The organism is Caulobacter sp. GW456-12-1-14-TSB4 (genome assembly GCF_059424195.1).
The window spans coordinates 19,189-37,814 of record NZ_JBWKZF010000034.1 but is presented as its reverse complement, the minus strand read 5'-3'; the positions used below and the strand labels follow the sequence as shown (position 1 = coordinate 37,814).

Sequence of the window (18,626 nt, the reverse complement as noted above, 5' to 3'; positions counted from 1 at the left end):
ACGACTGCAAGAGTTGAGCCTGGAGAAATCAGCCAAAAGGCGAGTGTTGGAGGTCTCCGATGTCCAGGATTGAGCCACGCGTGTCGTTCCGGCACAGCGCGCCACGCCTCGAACATTTGTTCGAATTCCCTCTTCCGCTGGCCTGCGCCCACCCGCTAGTCTCCTCAGAAGTCAAAGGGAGAGACGCATGAAGGCCGCTGTTCTGCGCGAGGTTGGCAAGCCCCTCGAGATCGAGACCGTGGCCATCGGCAAGCCGGGCCCGCGCGAGGTGCTGATCCGCACCAAGGCCGCCGGCGTCTGCCACTCGGACCTGCACTTCATCGAGGGCTCCTACAGCCACCCCCTGCCCGCCGTGCTGGGCCACGAGAGCGCCGGGATCGTCGAGGCGGTCGGCAGCGAGGTGCGCACCGTGAAGGTCGGCGACCACGTCATCACCTGCCTCAACCCCTATTGCGGCCACTGCGAGGTCTGCCTGACCGGGCACATGAACCTGTGCATCAGCCCGGAGACCAAGCGTCCGAAGGACGGCGAGCCGCGCCTCTTCAAGGAAGACCTCGGTGGCGGCCCCAACGGCAAGATGGCCCAGTTCCTGAACCTGTCGTCGTTCGCCGAGATGATGCTGGTCCACGAGCACGCGTGCGTGGCCATCCGCAAGGACATGCCGTTCGACCGCGCCGCCCTGATCGGCTGTTCGGTGATGACGGGCGTGGGCGCGGTGATGCACACCTCCAACGTCCGGCCGGGCGAGACGGTGGCCGTGATCGGCTGCGGCGGCGTCGGCCTGGCCACCATCAACGGCGCGGCCATCGCCGGCGCGGGCCGGATCATCGCCATCGACCGCGTGGCCTCCAAGCTGGAGCTGGCCCGGACCTTCGGGGCCACCGACGTGATCGACGGCTCGCAGGTCGACGACATCGCCAAGGCCGTGGTCGAGCTGACCGGCGGCGGCGTGCAGCACAGCTTCGAGGCCATCGGCCTGAAGGCGACGGCGGAGGCCTCGTTCAAGATGCTGCGCCGAGGCGGCACGGCCAATGTCATCGGCATGATCCCGGTCGGCACCAAGATCGAGCTGCACGGCGTCGACTTCCTCGGGGAACGCCGGATCCAGGGCAGCTACATGGGCTCCAACCGCTTCCCGGTCGACATGCCGCGGCTGGTGGACTTCTACATGAACGGCAAGCTGAACCTGGACGACCTGATCTCGCGCCGGATCAAGCTGGAGGACGTGAACTCGGCGTTCGATGAGCTGAAGCGCGGGGAGTTGGCGCGGTCGGTGATCGTTTTTGACTAGCCCTTACCCACGATCCGTCTCCCCGGCGAAAGCCGGGGCCCAGATCGAACCCACGAGCGTTCGACGAGCTGAACGAGCGTATCTCGGATCATCCCCAGCCGCTCTGGATGAATCTGGGCCCCGACCTTCGCCGGGGAAACGGGGTTAGGGAAAAGGCCACTGGTCTAGACCAACTGTCACATCCCTGACTAAACACCCGTGCTAACTCCGGCCTAGTTCCACCGGAGCCTCCCCATGCCCCAGCTCGACCGTCGCAATCTGCTCGCCGCGATCGGCGCGATGGCCCTGCCGCCGGCCCTGGCCAAGGCGGCGGCCATCGACGCCGATGTCCGCACCGGGACGATCAAGGACGTCGAGCACGTGGTGATCCTGATGCAGGAGAACCGCGCCTTCGACCACTATTTCGGGACCATGGCCGGCGTGCGCGGCTTCGGCGACCGCTTCACCATTCCGGTCAAGGATGACCGCTCGGTCTTCGCCCAGGCCTACAAGGACCAGCGGATCGCGCCGTTCCCGCTGGAGACCACCAAGACCTTCGCCCATATGCGGGTCGAGAGCACGCCGCACAGCTGGACCAACGCCCAGGACGCCTGGGACCAGGGCCGCATGGACCGCTGGCCGGAGTCCAAGGAGCCGTGGTCGATGGGCTATTTCGAGCGGGCCGACATCCCGTTCCAGTTCGCCCTGGCCGAGACCTTCACCCTCTGCGACGCCTATCACTGCTCGACCCAGACCGGCACCAACACCAACCGCCTGTTCCTGTGGACCGGGACCAACAACCCGGCCGGCGACTTGGGCGGCCCGTCGATCTCCAACTCGCACGACGACTTCCCCGAGAAGGGCGGCGCGGCGGACTCCTATCGCTGGACCACCTATCCCGAGCGGCTGCTGAAGGCCGGCGTCTCCTGGCGCATCTACCAGGACATGGCCGACAACTTCACCGACAACCCGCTGGCCGGCTTCAAGGCCTATCGCGAGGCGCACAAGGATGTTCCGGGCTCGGACAAGCGCCTGAAGGACCTGGCCCTGACCACCCAGCATCTGGACAAGCTGCGTGAGGACGTCGTCACCGGTCGCCTGCCGCAGGTGTCGTGGATCATCGCCCCGGCCGCCGACAGTGAGCACCCCGCCCCGTCCAGCCCGGCCCAGGGCGCGGCCTATACCGCGCGCGTCATCGAGGCCCTGACCGCCGACCCGAAGGTCTGGGCGCGGACGGTGCTGATCGTCAATTTCGACGAGAACGACGGCTTCTTCGACCACATGCCGCCGCCGTCGCCGCCGTCGAAGGACGCCGAGGGCAAGCTGATCGGCGGCTCGACCGTGGACCTGGCCGGCATGCACCACACGGTGCGCAACCCGACCGAGGCCAAGGCCGAGCGCGACGACCTGATGAACCGGCCCTATGGCCTGGGCCCGCGCGTGCCGCTCTACGCCATCTCGCCGTGGAGCCGGGGCGGCTATGTCGACAGCGAGGTGTTCGACCACACCTCGGTGATCCGCTTCCTGGAGACGCGGTTCGGGGTGATGGAGCCCAATATCGCGCCCTGGCGGCGGGCGGTCTGCGGCGACCTGACCTCGTGCTTCGACTTCAAGACGCCCAACGACAAACCCTTCCCGGCGCTGCCGTCGGTGGCCGAGAGCGCCGCCCGCGCGTCCAAGCTGCCAGAGATCAAGCCGCCCACGCCGGCGACGATGGTCGCGCCGGTGCAGGCCAAGGGGACGAAGCCCTCGCGCGCCCTGCCCTACGCCCTGGCCGTGGATGGCCGGATCAAGGACGGGGCCATGACTCTGAGCCTCGCCAACAGCGGTTCGGCCGCGGCGGTGCTGCACGTCTATGACCGCCTGCGGCTCGACGCCGTCCCGCGCCGCTACACGGTCGGTCCCAAGGCCTGGCTGGAAGACGCCTGGCCGGCCGGACCGCACGACCTGTGGGTGCTGGGCCCGAACGGCTTCCACCGCCGCTTCGCCGGCCAGGATATCGGCGTCGAGGTCACTGCTCGGGCCAAGGACGACGCCCTGCTGCTGACCCTGACCAACACCCGCCAGGAACCGCGCATCCTGATCGTCGAGGGCGGCAAGACGCCCTGGCGCGTCACTTTGAAGACGACGCAGGCCCAGACCTTCGCCACCGACCATGGCTGGTACGACCTGACCGTCCGCGACGCCGCCGACCCGACCTGGCTACGGCGCCTGGCAGGGCGGATCGAGACCGGCCGGGATTCGATCACCGATCCGCTGATGGGCGGGGTGGCGCGGCTTTCCGCTTAACCCTCCTTGTCATCCCGGAAAGCCCGCAGGGCTTGTCCGGGACCCAGGGGCCGGCGCAGTGCGGTTGCCCCTGGGTCCCGGCTCTCCGCTTCGCTGCGGCCGGGATGACAAGCTGGGTTGGGTATCGTCGATATCGCAAGCTAGGGTGTGCGGGACCTTCAAGGATTCGCCCATGTCCCTCCGCCCCTCTCTCCTCGCGCTCGCCGCCGTCCTGGCCGCCAGCTCCGCCACCGCCGCGCCCAAAGCCGATCCGAACAAGGCCGTCGCCAAGATGGTCGCCTCGCCGGCGTTCAAGGCGGCCGCCGCCAAGCTGGACGCCGACTTCGACCGCACGGTCGCCGACATCGTCACCCTGACCGAGATCCCGGCCCCGCCGTTCAAGGAAGCCGCCCGCGGCAAGGCCTATCTCGAGATGCTGAAGGCCCACGGCCTCACGAACGTCGAGATGGACGCCGAAGGCAATGTCATGGGCGTGCGCCCCGGCACGGTGACCAAGGGCAAGGGCCCGTTCGTGGTGCTGGCCGCCCACCTCGACACCGTCTTCCCCGAAGGCACGGACGTGAAGGTCAAGCGCGAGGGGACCAAGCTGATGGCTCCGGGCATCGGCGACGACACCCGGTCCCTCGCCACCCTGCTGGCCTATATGCGCGCCCTGGACGCGGCCAAGATTTCGACCAAGGCCGACATCCTGTTCGTCGGCAATGTCGGCGAGGAAGGCCCCGGCGACCTGCGCGGCACGCGGTTCCTGTTCAACAAGGGTCCCTACAAGGGCCGGATCAGCGCCTTCTTCTCGATGGACGGTTCGGATCCGTCGCGGATCGTCGACCGCGGCGTCGGCTCCAAGCGCTATCGCGTCACCTTCAAGGGCCCGGGCGGCCACAGCTACGGCGCGTTCGGCCTGGTGAACCCGATGACGGCGATGGGCCAGGCCGTGGTCGATCTCTACGCCGTGCAGGTCCCCAAGGAGCCGAAGGTGACCTATTCGGCCAGCGTCACGGGCGGCGGCACCTCGGTCAATTCCATCCCGAACTCGGTGTTCATGGAGTTCGACATGCGCTCGGAAAGCGCCGCCGAGCTGGCCAAGCTGGACCAGACCTTCATCGGCATTCTCGACAAGGCCGTCGCCGGCGAGAACGCCGCCCGCTCCACCCAGGCCGGCAAGATCAGCTACGACGCCAAGGTGATCGGCGAGCGCCCGGCCGGGACCACGCCGCAGGACGCCGACATCGTGGTGCTGACGGCGGCGGCGGTCACGGCGCTGGGCATGAAGCCCGAGCACCAGGACAGCTCGACGGACTCGAACGTGCCGATGAGCCTGGGGATTCCGGCGGTGACCATCGGCTCGGGCGGCAAGGCCGGCCGCGCGCACGCGCTGGACGAATGGATCGACGTCGAGAAGGCGCCGAGCGTGAAGGGGATGCAGGTGGGCCTGGCGGCGTTGTTGGCGGTGGCGGGGGTGAACTGAGGCCCACACCGCCCTAATTCTTGTCATCCCGGAAAGCCCACAGGGCTTGTCCGGGACCCAGGAGCCGGCGCACTGCGGTGGCCCCTGGGTCCCGGCTCTCCGCTTCGCTGCGGCCGGGATGACAAACTTTGGGTTAGGCGGCTTTGGCTGGCTTACGTGTGACGAGGAAGATCCCCCCGCACACCAACGCCAGCGCCGCGGCGTTCTTCCACGCCAGCACCGGCTCGTGCAGGAACACCGCCGACAGCAGCACGCCGAACACCGGGATCAGGAAGTTGAACACCGCCAGCATTCCGACCGGATTGTGCTTCATGAGCAAGGACCACAGCGCGAAGGCCGCCGCCGACAGCCCGGCCATGTAGGCCAGCAGCGACAGCGACCGCGCGTCGAAGCCGGCGAGATGCCCGCCCGCGACCTCGCCGATGGCCAGCAGGCCCGCGCCGCCGATCGCCAGCTGCCAGCCGGTCATCACCATCGGGTCCATCTTCTGCGAGATGGCCCTGCCCCAGATCGAGGCCGCCGCCAGCACGAAGGCGGCGATGACCACGAAGCCCTCGCCCAGCAGGCTGAACTCGAAGTCGAAGCCCTTTCCGCCCAGGCTCACGGCCAGCACCCCGGCGAAGCCCAGCACGCAGCCGGCGATCTTGCGGGGGGTCAGGCGGTCGTTCTTGAACAGGAAGTGGGCCAGGATCACGCTGAAGAACGCGCCGGTGGCGTTCATGATCGACGACTTCACGCCCGTGGCGTGGGCCAGGCCGACATAGAAGAACACGTACTGCAGGGTGGTCTGGAACAGGCCCAGCCCGACGATCACGCCGACCCGCGCGCGCGGCACGGCGATCGAGCGTCGGCCCAGCACGGCCAGGACCAGCAGGATCAGCCCCGCGCCCAGGAACCGCCAGCCGGCGAACAGCATCTGCGTGGCCATGTCGGTCTTGGCCACGTGCAGCAGCGCAAAACCGACCTTCACCGCCGGGAACGCGCTGCCCCACAGCAGGCAGCACAGCACCGCGATGCCCAGGACAAAGCGGCGGTCGCTGTAGAGAGAGGCGCGGGAGGAAACGGTCAAGACGGGCTCGCGGCTGGCAAGCGCTGCTTCTAGGCCCTGGGCTCCCGGGCTTCAATCTCGGCCAGTGTGCAAATAATCACCGAGCGCCTGTGAATAACGTCGTTCTTCGAAGATCAGTTATACCTGAATTGGGTGGCGTTTCGCCGCAGTTCGCAAGTCTTTCTGGAAATCCCTCGCAGGTTGTTCACACCTCTCTAGCGTCACTGATATCGATGTTTTGCCCCACTGCTTCGGCTTGCCGACATTGCGGACGCTCACAAGGATTTCGGTCACGATGACGCAGACGACCACCCACGCGACCCTCGCCGAAGACATCAGCGCCTTCTTCGACGTCTCGCTGGACCTGCTGATCATCCGCGACATCGAGGGCCGCGTCCTGAAGGCCAGCCGCTCTTGGGAAGCCAAGCTGGGCCACCGTCCCGAGGACATGGAGGGGCTGAAGCTGCTGCGCCTGGTGCATCCCGAGGACATGCCCGGCACCCTGAGCAGCGTGGTCGAGGTGGAGAACCGCAAGGACAACGATCCGGTGGTCGGCTACATCAACCGCTATCGCCACAAGGACGGCCACTACCTGACCTTCGAATGGCGCGCCCAGCGGCTGGGCGACCGCATCTATGGCGTGGCCCGCGACGTCACCGAGCGCGTGGCCGCCGAGCAGGCCCTGGTCGAGGCCAAGGCCGCGGCCGAGGCGGCCAACCGCGCCAAGACCGACTTCCTGGCCAATATCAGCCACGAGATCCGCACCCCGCTGAACGGCGTCATCGGCATCGTCGACGCCCTGACCCGCACGCCGCTGAACCCCGACCAGGCCGAGATGGTCGGGCTGATCCGCGACAGCGGCGCCGCGCTGGAGCGGCTGGTCTCCGACTTCCTCGACATCGCCAAGATCGAGGCCGGCCAGATGCATCTGGAGCAGCGCCCGTTCTGCCTGGACCGGAGCTTGCGCCCCTGCATCGAGATCATGCGCCACCGGGCCGAGGAGAAGGGCCTGGCGTTCCAGGTCATCGGCGAGACGCGGGGCTGCTATCTGGGCGACGGCGCCCGGATCGGCCAGGTCGTCGGCAACCTGCTGTCCAACGCCATCAAGTTCACGCACGCCGGCGGCGTCACTCTGCGCATCGAGGCCGGCGAGACCTTGGTCTTCGCGGTCGAGGACACCGGCATCGGCTTCGACGCCGAGCACGCCGCGGGCCTGTTCGGCCGCTTCCACCAGGCCGACGCCACCATCAGCCGCCGTTTCGGCGGCACGGGCCTGGGCCTGTCCATCTGCCGCTCACTGGTCGAGATGATGGGCGGCGAGATCAGCGCGTCCTCGACGCCCGGCGCCGGCAGCCGCTTCGCCGTCACCCTGGACCTGCCCCGCGCCGAGCCCGAGGCGCTGAACCCCGGCCAGGCCGGCCTGCCCCCGCGCCCCGACGACGCCCCGCTGCGGGTGCTGCTGGTCGAGGACCACCCGACCAACCAGCGCGTCGCCCAGCTGATCCTGGCCACGCAAGGCGCCGAGGTGGTCACGGTCGATGACGGCGTCGACGCCCTCGAGGCCTTCAAGACCGCGGCCTTCGACGTGGTGCTGATGGACATGCAGATGCCCCGCATGGACGGCCTGACCGCCACCCGCCTGATCCGCGAGCTGGAGCTGGAACGCGGCGCGCCCCGCACCCCGATCATCATGCTCAGCGCCAACGCCCTGACCGCCCACCGCGAGCAGACCCTGGCGGCGGGCGCGGACCTGCACGTGTCCAAGCCGATCACGGCGGCGAACCTGCTGGCGGGGATCCAGGCGGCGGTGGGGTAGCCCGGCCGCCTTCAAGCCCTACTGGGTCTTCAGGAACTCGATCACCGCCGCGCGATCCTCGGCGCTGAGACCCGGACCGACGACGCCCTTGGTCCCGGCCGGGGCGTCGCGGAACTCGTGGCCCTGGTTGGAGCCGCCCTTGACGGCGGTGTCCAGCTTGAAGGTCCCGCGCGGGCAGGCCTTGACGTCGAGCCCGACCAGCTTGGGATCGTAGGCGCGGTTGCCCAGGCAGAAGCTCGGCGGACGCTCGCCAGGCGGCCCCAGCAGGGCGTGCAGCGACGGCACCGAGCCGTTGTGCAAATAGGGCGGCGTCGCCCAGACGCCGTTCAGCGGCCGGGCCTTGTAGCCGTGCGGGGTCTGCACGCAGTTGGGGCGGTTGCCCTTGTCGGCGTCGGCCTTGTCGCTCTTGATCGGCGTCTTCTCGTCGATGTGGAACTTGTCGACCACCGACTGCACCGCCGAGGCCAGGGCCTGGCCGAAGCTCATCTCCGTAGCCGGCGGGGTGGGCGTGGTGAAGCAGGTCACGCCTCTCGGGTCGGTCACGCCCGGCTGCAGGCCCAGCGCCAGCGGCGCCTTGATCTTGCGCTCCGACAGGATCATGGCCTGGCCCGGATCGGTGCCCACCAGGCTGAGCGGGATGACCTTCAGCTTCAGATAGCTCTCGCCATGCTCGTTGGGCGTGGTCCACAGGGTCGGGCTGTAGAGCGCCTGGTTCGGATCATCGACCGGCGGCAGGTGACAGCCCTGGCAGCGCAGGGCGTAGACCTTGCGGCCCGTCTCGGCCTTGGCCCTGTCGATCTTGCCCAGCACGTCCTCGGGCCACTTGGGACCCGACAGACCCTTGAAGCCCCGCACCCGGCCGTCGGCCTCGCGCGTCAGCGGATTGGGGCCCTCGATCTGCTGCTCCATCCGCGCCAGGTTGGCCACCGGCACCGACGAGTCCCACAGCTTGTGCGGCTGGTCGTAGGTGGTCATGTTCACCCGCGCCTGCACGCCCATGGCCTCGCCGACATTGCGGATGGCGGGCTGGCCGATCGAGGCGTCGTACTGCGCCCAGTTGAACCACGGCGTGTTCCACAGATAGGGGTACTTCACCGGCGCGTTCGGGGCCGCGTAGTTGACCAGGGGATCGAAGGTCGCCGACTTCGCCGGCAGCAGGTTGGCGTAGAACACCTGGTTGCCGATGCGGTTGAGCGCGTCGAGGCGGTTGAAGCCTTCCGTCACGCCGTCGCGCTTGTCGATGGCCTCGGTCGCCTTGATCGCGGCGAACAGACCTTTGACCCTGGCGCTCAGATCGGCATGCAACTGCTTGCGCTGGGCCTTGGTGGCGTTCGGGCCGAGCACCCGGTCCGCGAAGGAGTCGAACCGCCAGAACAGCTTGTCCGTCAGGAACAGCGATATGCCCAGGGTCGTGGTCAGCTGACTGAGGCTGGTGGCGGCGTTGCCGCCGTCGACGCGCAGCGACACGCCGTTATATTCGATATGGCCGGTGTGGCAGGCCGCGCAGGTCAGGCCGACCTGGTCGGGCAGCATCTTGCCGGTGGTCGGGTCGGGATAGCCCTTGGTGACGGCGAAGCCCACCGGCAGGCCGACGGGATTGAGACCCTTGTTGCTCTCGATCGTGGCGTCGGCCAGTTCGCCGATCCTGGCCTTGTAGCCGTAGGCCTTCTCATTCCCGCCGCCCGACGGCGGGCTGGGGATGAAGCCCAGCTTCTGCATGTAGCCGTCGCTGATGAACAGCTGCTCCTTGCCGGGCAGGATCTTGGGCTCGGCCAGGGCCACGAACCAGGCGTTGGGGATCGGCAGGGTCGAGGTGCCCTGGGTGGCGTGGTGGAACCAGTAGCGCTCGCTCTCGCTCCAGCCCTGGTCCAGCCAGCGGGCCTCGCGCACCGGCTGGGGCGCCGGCAGCGGCGGCTCAAGAAGGGCTAGAATCTTCGGGATGCCGACGACGGCGACCACGAGGACGATCAGCGCCACGCCCCAGAGGATGGCTTTCTTGAGTCCCGACATCGGCGCTGCCCTCCGCGATGTCCTCATAAGAATACAATTTTGAAGACTCATCAATATGAGATACAATTTTTAGGCGTTACCCCGCCTGCCCTCTCACGATGGGTGCGTCTCGAGGCGGCTGTTCAGCAGCACTCAAACCCGCCACTCAAACCCGCCAAGGCCGAGGTCAAAGATGGTCGATGTCGCCGCCGCATCGTTTCTGGACGCTTATGACGCCGCCCAGCCGCCGCAGAAGCTGGCCCTGCTCTATCAGTGGATCGCCACCAAGCCCCTGGCGCTGTTCAAGGAGCTGAGGACCAGGCGGCCGATCCTGGTGACGCCCGGCGGGCCGACCATCCTGGCGATGTTCGCCGACGTCGAAGAGGCACTGACGCGGAACCTGCAGTTCACGGTCCAGCCCTACGCCCCCAAGATGGATCCGGCCGTCGGCCCGTTCATGCTGGCCCGCGACGGGACGGTCTTCAACCAGCGCGACAAGGGGATCATGCGGGCGCTGATCCAGCAGGCCGACCTGCCCGGCGTGCGCCAGAAGGTGGCCAAGATCGGCGCCCGGCTGATCGCCGAGGGCGCCTCGCCCGACGGCCGGCTGGAACTGGTCTCGCAGGTCACCCGCCCCGGCCCGGTCGCCCTGACCGGCCAGTACTTCGGCTTCCCGGGTCCGGACCTGATCGCGATGCTGCGCTGGTCCTACGCCACCCAGAACGACATGTTCCACAACCTGGCCAACGACCCGAGGATCCATCAGGCCAACCTCACCGCCGGGGCCGAGATGCGGGCCTATCTGGACGACTTCCTGCCGCGCCGCGCCGCGCAGGTGAAGGCCGACCCGAAGATCGACGACGTGGTGGCCCGCATGCTGCGCCTGCAGACCCCGCCGCAGATCGGCTTCGACCAGGGCCGCATCCTGTCCAACACCATGGGCCTGCTGGTCGGCGGCATCGAGACGACCTCGGCCGCCATCGTCCAGGCGATCGACCAGCTGCTGGACCGCCCCGACCAGATGGTCGCCGCCAAGCGCGCGGCCCAGGCCGACGACGACGCGACCTTCGACGCCATCTTCTGGGAAGCCCTGCGCTTCAACCCGATGGCCCCGTTCGTGGGGCGACTGCTGGTCGAGCCCTACACGATCGCCGCGGGCACGCCGCGCCAGACCACCCTGGCGGCCGGCACGCTGGTGTTCGCCAGCATCGCCTCGGCCATGCACGACGCCACGGTGGTTCCCGATCCCGACACGTTCAAGCCCGGCCGCCCGGCCTATCATTACCTGCACCTGGGCTTTGGCGAACATCGCTGCCTGGGCGACCAGGTCAGCCTGATGCAGGCGCCCGAACTGGCCAAACAGATCATCAAGGCCGGCTTCACCAAGCGCGCGGCCGGGTCGGCCGGTCACCTGGACTTCAAGGGCGGCCCGTTCCCGGAAAGCCTGATCCTGACGACGTGAGGGCGGCCCCTAGCGCAGCGAGTGCTTGGCCTTTTCCAGGTCGGCCATCGCCAGCTTCGGCGTATCGTCATTGCTGACCGGCTGCCCGCCTTCGGCCAGCATCCGGTCGATGCGGGACTTCTGGGACTTGAACGAGGCCAGTTCCGAGCCGGCCAGGATGGTGCCTTGCGGGACCTTGGCGCCGATCGGGTTGACGCGCTCGCCCTTCAGCCAGACCTCGTAGTGCAGGTGCGGGCCGGTCGCCAGGCCCGTCGCGCCGACATAGGCCACGACCTGGCCCTGGCGCACGTGCGTGCCGGCCTTGATGCCTGGGGCGTAGCGCGAGATGTGGCCATAGCCGGTGTCCCACTGGCCCGAGTGGCGGATGCGCAGCCAGTTGCCGTAGCCGCTCCAGCGGCGGGCCTCCAGCACGACGCCGTCGCCGGCCGCCAGGATCGGGGTGCCGGTGCCGGCTCCGAAATCGACGCCCTTGTGGGCGCGGGTATAGCCCAGCACCGGGTGCTTGCGCTGGCCGAAGGTCGAGGTGATGCGCGCGCCGTCCACCGGGGTGCGCAGCAGGAAGCCTTTGATGTTCTTGCCCAGCTCGTCGAAGAACTGCGGCTTGCCGTCGTCATCCTTGCGGTCGAAGGCGTAGAACTTCTGGCCTTTCACTTCCGCATATTCCAGGTCGCCGGCCTCGATGGTGCGGCCGCTCTCGGTGACCTTGCGATCGAACACCAGGCAGAAGCGGTCGCCCTCGTGGATGTCGCGCGAGAAGTCGATCTTGTGCGAGAACAGCTTGGCCGCCTCGCTGATCACGGCCGGGGTGCCGCCGACATTGGCCACGCTCTCGTAGAACGAGCCGTTCATTTCCCCGCAGGCGACCTTCTTCTCGTCCTTCACCTTCTCTTCCAGCTCGCGCAGGCGCAGGGCGCCGTCGAAGGTGCGCGAAACGGTCAGGGTCGAGTTGGGGCTGGTGCGCATCGAGAGGCCGATCAGGCGGGCCGGGCCGCGCTGGCTGCGACGCTGGGCGACGGCGGCCTCGAAGGCCATGCCGGCCTTGATGTTGACGGTGTCGATAGCGCCCTGGAGCGTGGTGACGACGGCCTGGGCCTCTTCCGGGGCGACGCCGGCGCGCTGCACGGCGCCTTGCAGGGTCTCGCCCGGCCGGACCTTGACGGCGATGTTCTCGGGACGCTCGAAGCCGGGCTGGGCCTCGGCGCTGGCGAAGGCCACGTGCTGCAGGGCGGTCAGGGCGGCGGGATCCAGGGGCGCGCGGACGCTGGTCGGCGCGGCGTCGTCCGCGGTCAGCTTCCAGCCCAGCGCCAGGGCGGCCAGGCCGGCCACGGCGGTGAACACCTTGGGCGCCCAGCGCGTCGCGCCGCGGCGCGGATCAAATTCCTGCATCGTGCCCCCGTCGGTTCGATGCCGCTCAGTCAAAATGACACGGCTGGGTCGCCCCCCAGCAATCGTCGGGCCGGAACATGCGCGAGCCGCGCTCCCGGCGGCAAGGACTATTCGGCGCTTCGGTCGTTTTGTCACGGCATGGTTAACGTCCGTTAGCAGACGAAGCGTAACCATATGATCGATAAAAGAAAACGCCCGCCGTTTCCGGCGGGCGTCTTGGGTACGCTTTACTGTTACGCTTACTAAGAATTCGTCCGGCTTAGGCGGCGTTGACCGCTTCGTTCGGGTCGCGCAGCACGTAGCCACGGCCCCAGACCGTCTCGATGTGGTGCTTGCCGTGGGCCGAGGCCGCCAGCTTCTTGCGCAGCTTGCAGATGAAGACGTCGATGATCTTCAGTTCCGGCTCGTCCATGCCGCCGTACAGGTGGTTCAGGAACATTTCCTTGGTCAGGGTCGTGCCCTTGCGCAGGGAAAGCAGCTCCAGCATCTGGTATTCCTTGCCGGTCAGGTGAACGCGGTTGCTGTTCACTTCGACCGTCTTGGCGTCCAGGTTGACCACGATGTCGCCGGTCTTGATGACCGACTGGGCGTGACCCTTCGAACGACGGACCACCGCGTGGATGCGGGCGATCATCTCGTCCTTGTGGAAGGGCTTGGTCATGTAGTCGTCGGCGCCGCCCGAGAAGGTCTTCACCTTCGTGTCGATTTCCGACGAGCCCGACAGGATCATGATCGGCGTGTTGATCTTCGCGACCCGCAGGGTGCGCAGAACATCGATGCCGCTCATGTCCGGAAGATTGAGGTCGAGCAGGATAAGATCGTAGTCGTAGATCTTGCCCAGATCGACGCCTTCTTCACCCAGATCCGTCGTATAGACGTTGAAGCCTTCAGACTTCAGCATCAGTTCGATGGTCTGCGCCGTCGCGCTGTCATCCTCGATCAACAGTACGCGCATGAGCCCCTCCACGCCAATCCTGGCGTATTCGAACGTCTTAGGCGGAAGTCCGCCGCTAAACCCTTCGGCCACTTTGCCCGAGAGTTAATTTAAGACTGGTTAATGGTGAATGTTTCCGTTGGCCGAATGGTTAATATGATTTGCGAATCGGGTGCAAGCGGTCCGAAGGCCCCTGGACACATTGGTCGCAGGCGTCGCAGGGGGCCTTTCCAGGACCCTAATCCGGGCTCCGAAACCCTTAAAATCCGTGCATCTGCAACGATCCGAACGCCGTTACGCCGTTAAGGCCAAGCGCGCTTTCCTTTCGCCTTTGAGGCGAGATTGCGACGTTCCGTCGCGAGAATTTGAACGCCATGCTCGCGCTTGAAGTGCGTCCGTCGGCGGACGAGGTCAGGACGGAAGCTGGGCCATGGAAGAGGGGCGCGACGCCCTGCCGCAGCGCCTAGAGCGGGTTTTCTTCCGCCAGCCAGCCGGCGGCCCGCAGCTTGGCCACCGAGGCGCGGCTGACGGGGGCGGTCTGCCCGTCGGTCAGGCGCAGACGCAGGTTGCGGCCATCGCGCTCGACCCCGACGATCGCCCGCCGGGCCACCCACCACGAGCGATGGACTTGCAGACCCTCGAGGCCAGCCAGTCCCGTCGTCACCCGGGAGAGTGGTCCGATCTCCAGCCGCGACCCGTGCTCGGTGCGGATCCGGACATAGTGGTCCTCCATCTTCAGATAGAGCACCGCGCCAGGATCGGCGGCGACGGCCGGGGCCTCAATGGGGACCAGGGCCTCGCGCGCGGGCCTGCGCGCGAGTGGGCGCACGCGAAGGAAGTAGTAGGCCAGCACGATCGGGCTGGTGATGGCCAGGCACTGGCCGTACCACTCCAGCGGCGGCACGGCGTGATCGATCTGCGGCCAGATCGCGATCGCCACGCCCCGCAGCGGCAGGCCCTGGACCGCGCTGCCGACCAGGATCACCGGCGCGACCATCGCCCAGTCCGGCAGGCCCAACCGCCGTGCGCCCGCCGCCGCCAGCCGAGTCACGATCCCGAAGAACACCATCCCGCTGGAGATCGTCCCGATCCAATAGGCCATCCGCAACGCCGGCTTGTCGTTGAAGAAGCTCCCGAACGGCCCCATCAGCCCCAGCAGCACCCCGATCCCCACGCCCACGCCAAGGTCGATCGCCCATTCACGGGCGGTCCCCAGCAGCGGCGGGTTGGAACGGCGGGTGGTCATGCTGCGAGGTATAGAGCGACGTTATGCGGAGTCGCTACTGCCGGTCAGGCGGCGGCTTCGTCCTCTTCCTCGCGCTTGACTTCGGTCGCATCGACCAGGGCCAGCTTCAGGCCCAAGGCATGGATCACCCGCAGGATCGTTTCGAACCGCGGCGACGCCCCGTCCTTCAGGGCCTTGTAGAGGCTCTCGCGCCCCAACCCGGCCTTCTCGGCGACCTCGGTCATGCCCTTGGAGCGGGCGATCAGACCCAGGACATGCTGGATGTAGTCGGCGTCGCCAGTGTCGAAGGCGTCGGCGAGGACAGCAACCACGGTTTCCGCGTCGGTGATTTCCTCGACGGGATCGAAGCGAACCAATTCCACCATCGGTGTCCTCGCACATCGCCACGAGGATTAGAGGCTCCTCGCCATCGCCTTGGCCTTTTCAATATCCCTGGCCTGGGAACTCTTGTCGCCACCGTGCAGCAGAACGACCACCCTGTCGCCACGTCTGACCATATAGAGCCGGTAGCCTGGACCGACATGGATTCTCAGCTCACCAACACCCTCGCCGACCGACCGAAAATCCCCGAAAAGCCCCTGGGCTAAACGGATCAGCCGAACGAACACCGCTTGCCGGGCTCGTTGGTCCTGCAGACCGGCGCGCCAGGCCTTGAATTCAACCGTTTCTACGATCTCTATCAATTTTATGTATCCGATTAGATACAGATTGGCAAGAAGCGCTGGTCGCGGCGAATTCCGCGCCGCCTCACCACAGATTGGAACAAAATAAGAACACCAATTTCGCGACACCCGCAAGCGCCCATCCGCCCGCCCACGAACCCGTTCGCCCATTCGCGCAAACGCCCTGGCGAGCGGGCTCCACACCCATCACAGCGGCCTCATCGTCACTCGCCAACAGGGCCGTCATGTCGTTCCGCACACTCCTCCTCGCCGTCCTGCTCACGGCCGCCGCCTCGTCCCAGGCCATCGCGGCCAATGCCGGGTTCATGGTCCTGCATGAGCCTCGCCCCGACGGCCTGCCGCCGGTCGAGGTCGGGGTCTGGTACCCCACCGACGCCAAGCCGGCCTTCATGGCCCTGGGGTCGTGGGGCCACACGGTCGCCGCCGGCGCGCCGATCGTCGGCGAGCATCTGCCGCTGATCGTCATGTCGCACGGCAATGGCGGCTTCTTCGGCGGCCATGCCGACACCGCCCAGGCGCTGGCGGAAGCCGGCTTCGTGGTCGCCGCCCTCACCCACCCCGGCGACAACTACAAGGACCAGAGCCGCGCCACGGCCATGGCCGACCGGCCGGCGGCGCTGTCGGCGCTGATCGGCTGGATGCTGGAGAGCTCGCCCCTGAAGGCCAGCATCGATCCGGACAAGGTCGGGGCGTTCGGCTTCTCCTCGGGCGGCTTCACGGTGCTGGCCGCGGCCGGCGGCAAGCCCGATCTCGGCAAGGTCCCCGCCCACTGCCTGGCGCATCCGAACAACTACGACTGCCAGCTGACCGCCAACCATCCGATCCCGCCCGGCGCCCTGACCGCCAAGTGGGTCCACGACGATCGCATCAAGGCCGTGGTCTCGGCCGCGCCGGCGCTGGGCTTCAGCTTCGGCAAGGACGGGCTGAAGGGGATCAAGGCCCCGGTCCAGCTGTGGAAGGCCGCCGACGACGAGGTGCTGCCCGGCGACGACTATGCCGAGTTCGTGCACCGCAACCTTGGCCGCCCGCACGACTATCACGTGGTCCCGGGCGCGGGGCACTTCGACTTCCTGACGCCCTGCACCAGCGTCAAGGGCGTCGAGGTCCTGTGCGCCAGCGCGTCGGGCTTCGACCGCGTGGCGTTCCACAAGGCGTTCAACGCCGACGTCACCCGCTTCTTCACCGACCAATTGGTCGCACCCAAAGCTGTCGCACCCCGGGGCTGACTTCACACCTGATTAACCACGATCGCCGAGTCTGCGCGGGTGCTTCAGGAGCTGTCTTGCGTAGCCTCATCGCCGCCGTCGAACGTATCGATCCGCTGACCATCTATGGCCGGGTCGCCGCCGTGAACGGCCTCCTGATCGAGGTGCGCGGCGGCCTGACCCGGCTGTCGGTCGGCGCCCGCGTCGAGATCGAGCGTCCCGGCCAGAAGCCCCTGCCCGCCGAGGTCGTCGGCTTCCGCGAGACCCGCGCCCTGCTCATGCCCTTCGGCCCCGTCGAGGGCGTGGGCCCGGGCGCGGAGATCCGCTTCATGCCGGAAGGCGCGGTCGTCCGCCCGACCAAGGCGTGGCTGGGCCGCATCATCAACGCCTTTGGCGAGCCCATCGATGGCCTGGGTCCGCTGCCGCAAGGCGAGATCCCCTATCCGTTGAAGACCCCGCCCCCGCCGGCCCACGCCCGCGGCCGGGTGGGCGAGCGCCTGGACCTGGGCGTGCGGTCGATGAATGTCTTCACCACCACCTGCCGGGGCCAGCGCCTGGGCATCTTCGCCGGCTCGGGCGTCGGTAAGTCGGTGCTGCTGTCGATGCTGGCCAAGGAGGCCACCTGCGACGCCGTCGTCGTCGGCCTGATCGGCGAACGGGGCCGCGAGGTCCGCGAGTTCGTGGAAGAGACCCTGGGCGAGGACGGCCTGCGCCGCGCCGTCGTCGTGGTCGCCACCTCGGACGAGCCCGCCTTGACCCGCCGCCAGGCCGCCTACATGACCCTGGCGATCAGCGAATACATGCGCGATCAGGACCAGGAGGTCCTGTGCCTGATGGACTCGGTGACCCGCTTCGCCATGGCCCAGCGCGAGATCGGCCTGGCCGCCGGCGAGCCGCCGACCACCAAGGGCTATACGCCCACCGTCTTCACCGAGCTGCCCAAGCTGCTGGAGCGCGCCGGGCCCGGCCCGATCCGCGCCGACGGCACCACGGCCGCCCCCATCACCGCGCTCTTCACCGTGCTGGTGGACGGCGACGACCACAACGAGCCGATCGCCGACGCCACGCGCGGTATCCTGGACGGCCACATCGTCATGGAACGCGCCATCGCCGAGCGCGGCCGCTTCCCCGCCATCAACGTCCTGAAGTCGATCAGCCGGACCATGCCGGGCTGCCAGCACCCGCACGAGCGCGACATCGTCAAGGGCGCGCGCCAGGTGATGGCCGCCTACGCCAACATGGAAGAACTGATCCGCATCGGCGCCTATCGCGCCGGGGCCGACCCGACGGTCGACCGCGCGATCCGCTTGAACCCAGCGATCGAAGCTTTCCTTAGCCAGGATAAGGAAGAAGCAACCTCTCTGGACGACTCTTTCGGATACCTGGGGCAGATCCTGGCGAGTGAGTACTGATGACCAAGTGGGCCGCCTCGCTAATCCGGATTTCCAACCACGAGGTCGAGACGCTGCAAAAGCGCCTCGCCGAGATCACCGAGCGCCGCATGGCGGCTGAACTGCGCATCACCATGCTGGACGCCGAAGCGGAAGCCGAAGCCAAGAGCGCCGAGGGCGACGCCAGCGCCGGCTGGTACATGATCGGCTATCGCGAGGGCCACAAGCGCCGCAAGGCCGACATGCTGGTGCAGATCGACCAGTGCCATCAGGAAGAGATCGGCGCCCGCGACGCCCTCTCCGAGGCCTTCGAGAACCTCAAGAAGTACGAGCACGTCGCCGAACAGGCCAAGATCCTGGCGGCCAAGAAGCTGGGCGCGTTCGAAGCCGCCCAGATGGACGAAGTGAGCATCCGCCGCGCTGCGATGGCGGGACGCTAGAC

At 67.6% G+C, this 18,626-nt stretch carries 16 protein-coding genes and 1 pseudogene; 8 read left to right on the top strand and 9 right to left on the bottom strand.

The genetic code is table 11. The features are described from left to right. Positions 1-187: 187 nt before the first annotated feature. Complete coding sequence (locus AC07YH_RS23080; RefSeq protein WP_494749249.1) at positions 188-1,291, top strand: Zn-dependent alcohol dehydrogenase; 1,104 nt, start codon at positions 188-190, stop codon at positions 1,289-1,291. 234 nt (positions 1,292-1,525) lie between these two features. Further along, the gene (locus tag AC07YH_RS23075; RefSeq protein ID WP_494749248.1) at positions 1,526-3,559 is read left to right on the top strand and encodes a phosphocholine-specific phospholipase C; all 2,034 of its coding nucleotides are present in this window, start codon (positions 1,526-1,528) and stop codon (positions 3,557-3,559) included. Here AC07YH_RS23075 and AC07YH_RS23070 read toward each other — a convergent pair. After that, positions 3,556-3,693: a hypothetical protein gene (locus AC07YH_RS23070; protein ID WP_494749274.1), complete on the bottom strand. Its 138-nt coding sequence runs from the start codon at positions 3,691-3,693 to the stop codon at positions 3,556-3,558. The genes AC07YH_RS23075 and AC07YH_RS23070 overlap by 4 nt on opposite strands. Before the next feature lie 38 nt (positions 3,694-3,731). On the opposite strand from AC07YH_RS23070, the gene AC07YH_RS23065 reads away from it, so the two are divergent. Beyond that, positions 3,732-5,024: a M20/M25/M40 family metallo-hydrolase gene (locus AC07YH_RS23065; protein WP_494749247.1), complete on the top strand. Its 1,293-nt coding sequence runs from the start codon at positions 3,732-3,734 to the stop codon at positions 5,022-5,024. Between the two features lie 13 nt (positions 5,025-5,037). On the opposite strand, the pseudogene AC07YH_RS23060 reads toward AC07YH_RS23065, so the two are convergent. After that, positions 5,038-5,148: pseudogene (locus tag AC07YH_RS23060) on the bottom strand (hypothetical protein); the annotation flags it as partial. Positions 5,149-5,157: 9 nt separating this feature from the next. Further along, positions 5,158-6,093, bottom strand: a complete 936-nt coding sequence (locus tag AC07YH_RS23055; RefSeq protein WP_494749246.1) for a DMT family transporter — start codon at positions 6,091-6,093, stop codon at positions 5,158-5,160. A 274-nt stretch (positions 6,094-6,367) separates the two neighbouring features. Here AC07YH_RS23055 and AC07YH_RS23050 point away from each other — a divergent pair, with 274 nt between their 5' ends. Further along, the gene (locus AC07YH_RS23050) at positions 6,368-7,888 is read left to right on the top strand and encodes an ATP-binding protein (RefSeq protein WP_494749245.1); all 1,521 of its coding nucleotides are present in this window, start codon (positions 6,368-6,370) and stop codon (positions 7,886-7,888) included. 18 nt (positions 7,889-7,906) lie between these two features. On the opposite strand, the gene AC07YH_RS23045 is transcribed toward AC07YH_RS23050, so the two are convergent. After that, the gene (locus tag AC07YH_RS23045; RefSeq protein ID WP_494749244.1) at positions 7,907-9,898 is read right to left on the bottom strand and encodes a di-heme-cytochrome C peroxidase; all 1,992 of its coding nucleotides are present in this window, start codon (positions 9,896-9,898) and stop codon (positions 7,907-7,909) included. A 172-nt stretch (positions 9,899-10,070) separates the two neighbouring features. Here AC07YH_RS23045 and AC07YH_RS23040 point away from each other — a divergent pair, with 172 nt between their 5' ends. Further along, the gene (locus AC07YH_RS23040) at positions 10,071-11,339 is read left to right on the top strand and encodes a cytochrome P450 (protein ID WP_494749243.1); all 1,269 of its coding nucleotides are present in this window, start codon (positions 10,071-10,073) and stop codon (positions 11,337-11,339) included. 9 nt (positions 11,340-11,348) lie between these two features. Here AC07YH_RS23040 and AC07YH_RS23035 read toward each other — a convergent pair whose 3' ends face one another. The 5 genes from AC07YH_RS23035 to AC07YH_RS23015 all read right to left on the bottom strand — a co-directional run bounded on the left by AC07YH_RS23035 (position 11,349) and on the right by AC07YH_RS23015 (position 15,588). After that, complete coding sequence (locus tag AC07YH_RS23035) at positions 11,349-12,725, bottom strand: M23 family metallopeptidase (protein ID WP_494749242.1); 1,377 nt, start codon at positions 12,723-12,725, stop codon at positions 11,349-11,351. Positions 12,726-12,984: 259 nt separating this feature from the next. After that, positions 12,985-13,680: a response regulator transcription factor CtrA gene (gene ctrA / locus AC07YH_RS23030; protein ID WP_295112001.1), complete on the bottom strand. Its 696-nt coding sequence runs from the start codon at positions 13,678-13,680 to the stop codon at positions 12,985-12,987. Positions 13,681-14,122: 442 nt separating this feature from the next. Continuing rightward, a complete protein-coding gene (locus tag AC07YH_RS23025; RefSeq protein ID WP_494749241.1) occupies positions 14,123-14,905 on the bottom strand; it encodes a LytTR family DNA-binding domain-containing protein in 783 nt (260 codons plus the stop codon). A 44-nt stretch (positions 14,906-14,949) separates the two neighbouring features. Further along, positions 14,950-15,270: an addiction module antidote protein gene (locus AC07YH_RS23020; RefSeq protein WP_494749240.1), complete on the bottom strand. Its 321-nt coding sequence runs from the start codon at positions 15,268-15,270 to the stop codon at positions 14,950-14,952. Between the two features lie 27 nt (positions 15,271-15,297). Further along, a complete protein-coding gene (locus AC07YH_RS23015; protein WP_494749239.1) occupies positions 15,298-15,588 on the bottom strand; it encodes a type II toxin-antitoxin system RelE/ParE family toxin in 291 nt (96 codons plus the stop codon). A 224-nt stretch (positions 15,589-15,812) separates the two neighbouring features. Between AC07YH_RS23015 and AC07YH_RS23010 the strand changes: the two genes are divergently transcribed. The 3 genes from AC07YH_RS23010 to AC07YH_RS23000 are packed head-to-tail and all read left to right on the top strand — an operon-like array spanning position 15,813 to position 18,624. After that, the gene (locus AC07YH_RS23010) at positions 15,813-16,814 is read left to right on the top strand and encodes an alpha/beta hydrolase family protein (protein WP_494749238.1); all 1,002 of its coding nucleotides are present in this window, start codon (positions 15,813-15,815) and stop codon (positions 16,812-16,814) included. Between the two features lie 56 nt (positions 16,815-16,870). Next, positions 16,871-18,205, top strand: coding sequence for a flagellar protein export ATPase FliI (gene fliI / locus AC07YH_RS23005; RefSeq protein ID WP_494749237.1), 1,335 nt, complete (start codon positions 16,871-16,873; stop codon positions 18,203-18,205). Continuing rightward, complete coding sequence (locus AC07YH_RS23000; protein ID WP_494623449.1) at positions 18,205-18,624, top strand: flagellar export protein FliJ; 420 nt, start codon at positions 18,205-18,207, stop codon at positions 18,622-18,624. The genes fliI and AC07YH_RS23000 overlap by 1 nt, the downstream gene beginning before the upstream one ends. Positions 18,625-18,626 lie beyond the last annotated feature (2 nt).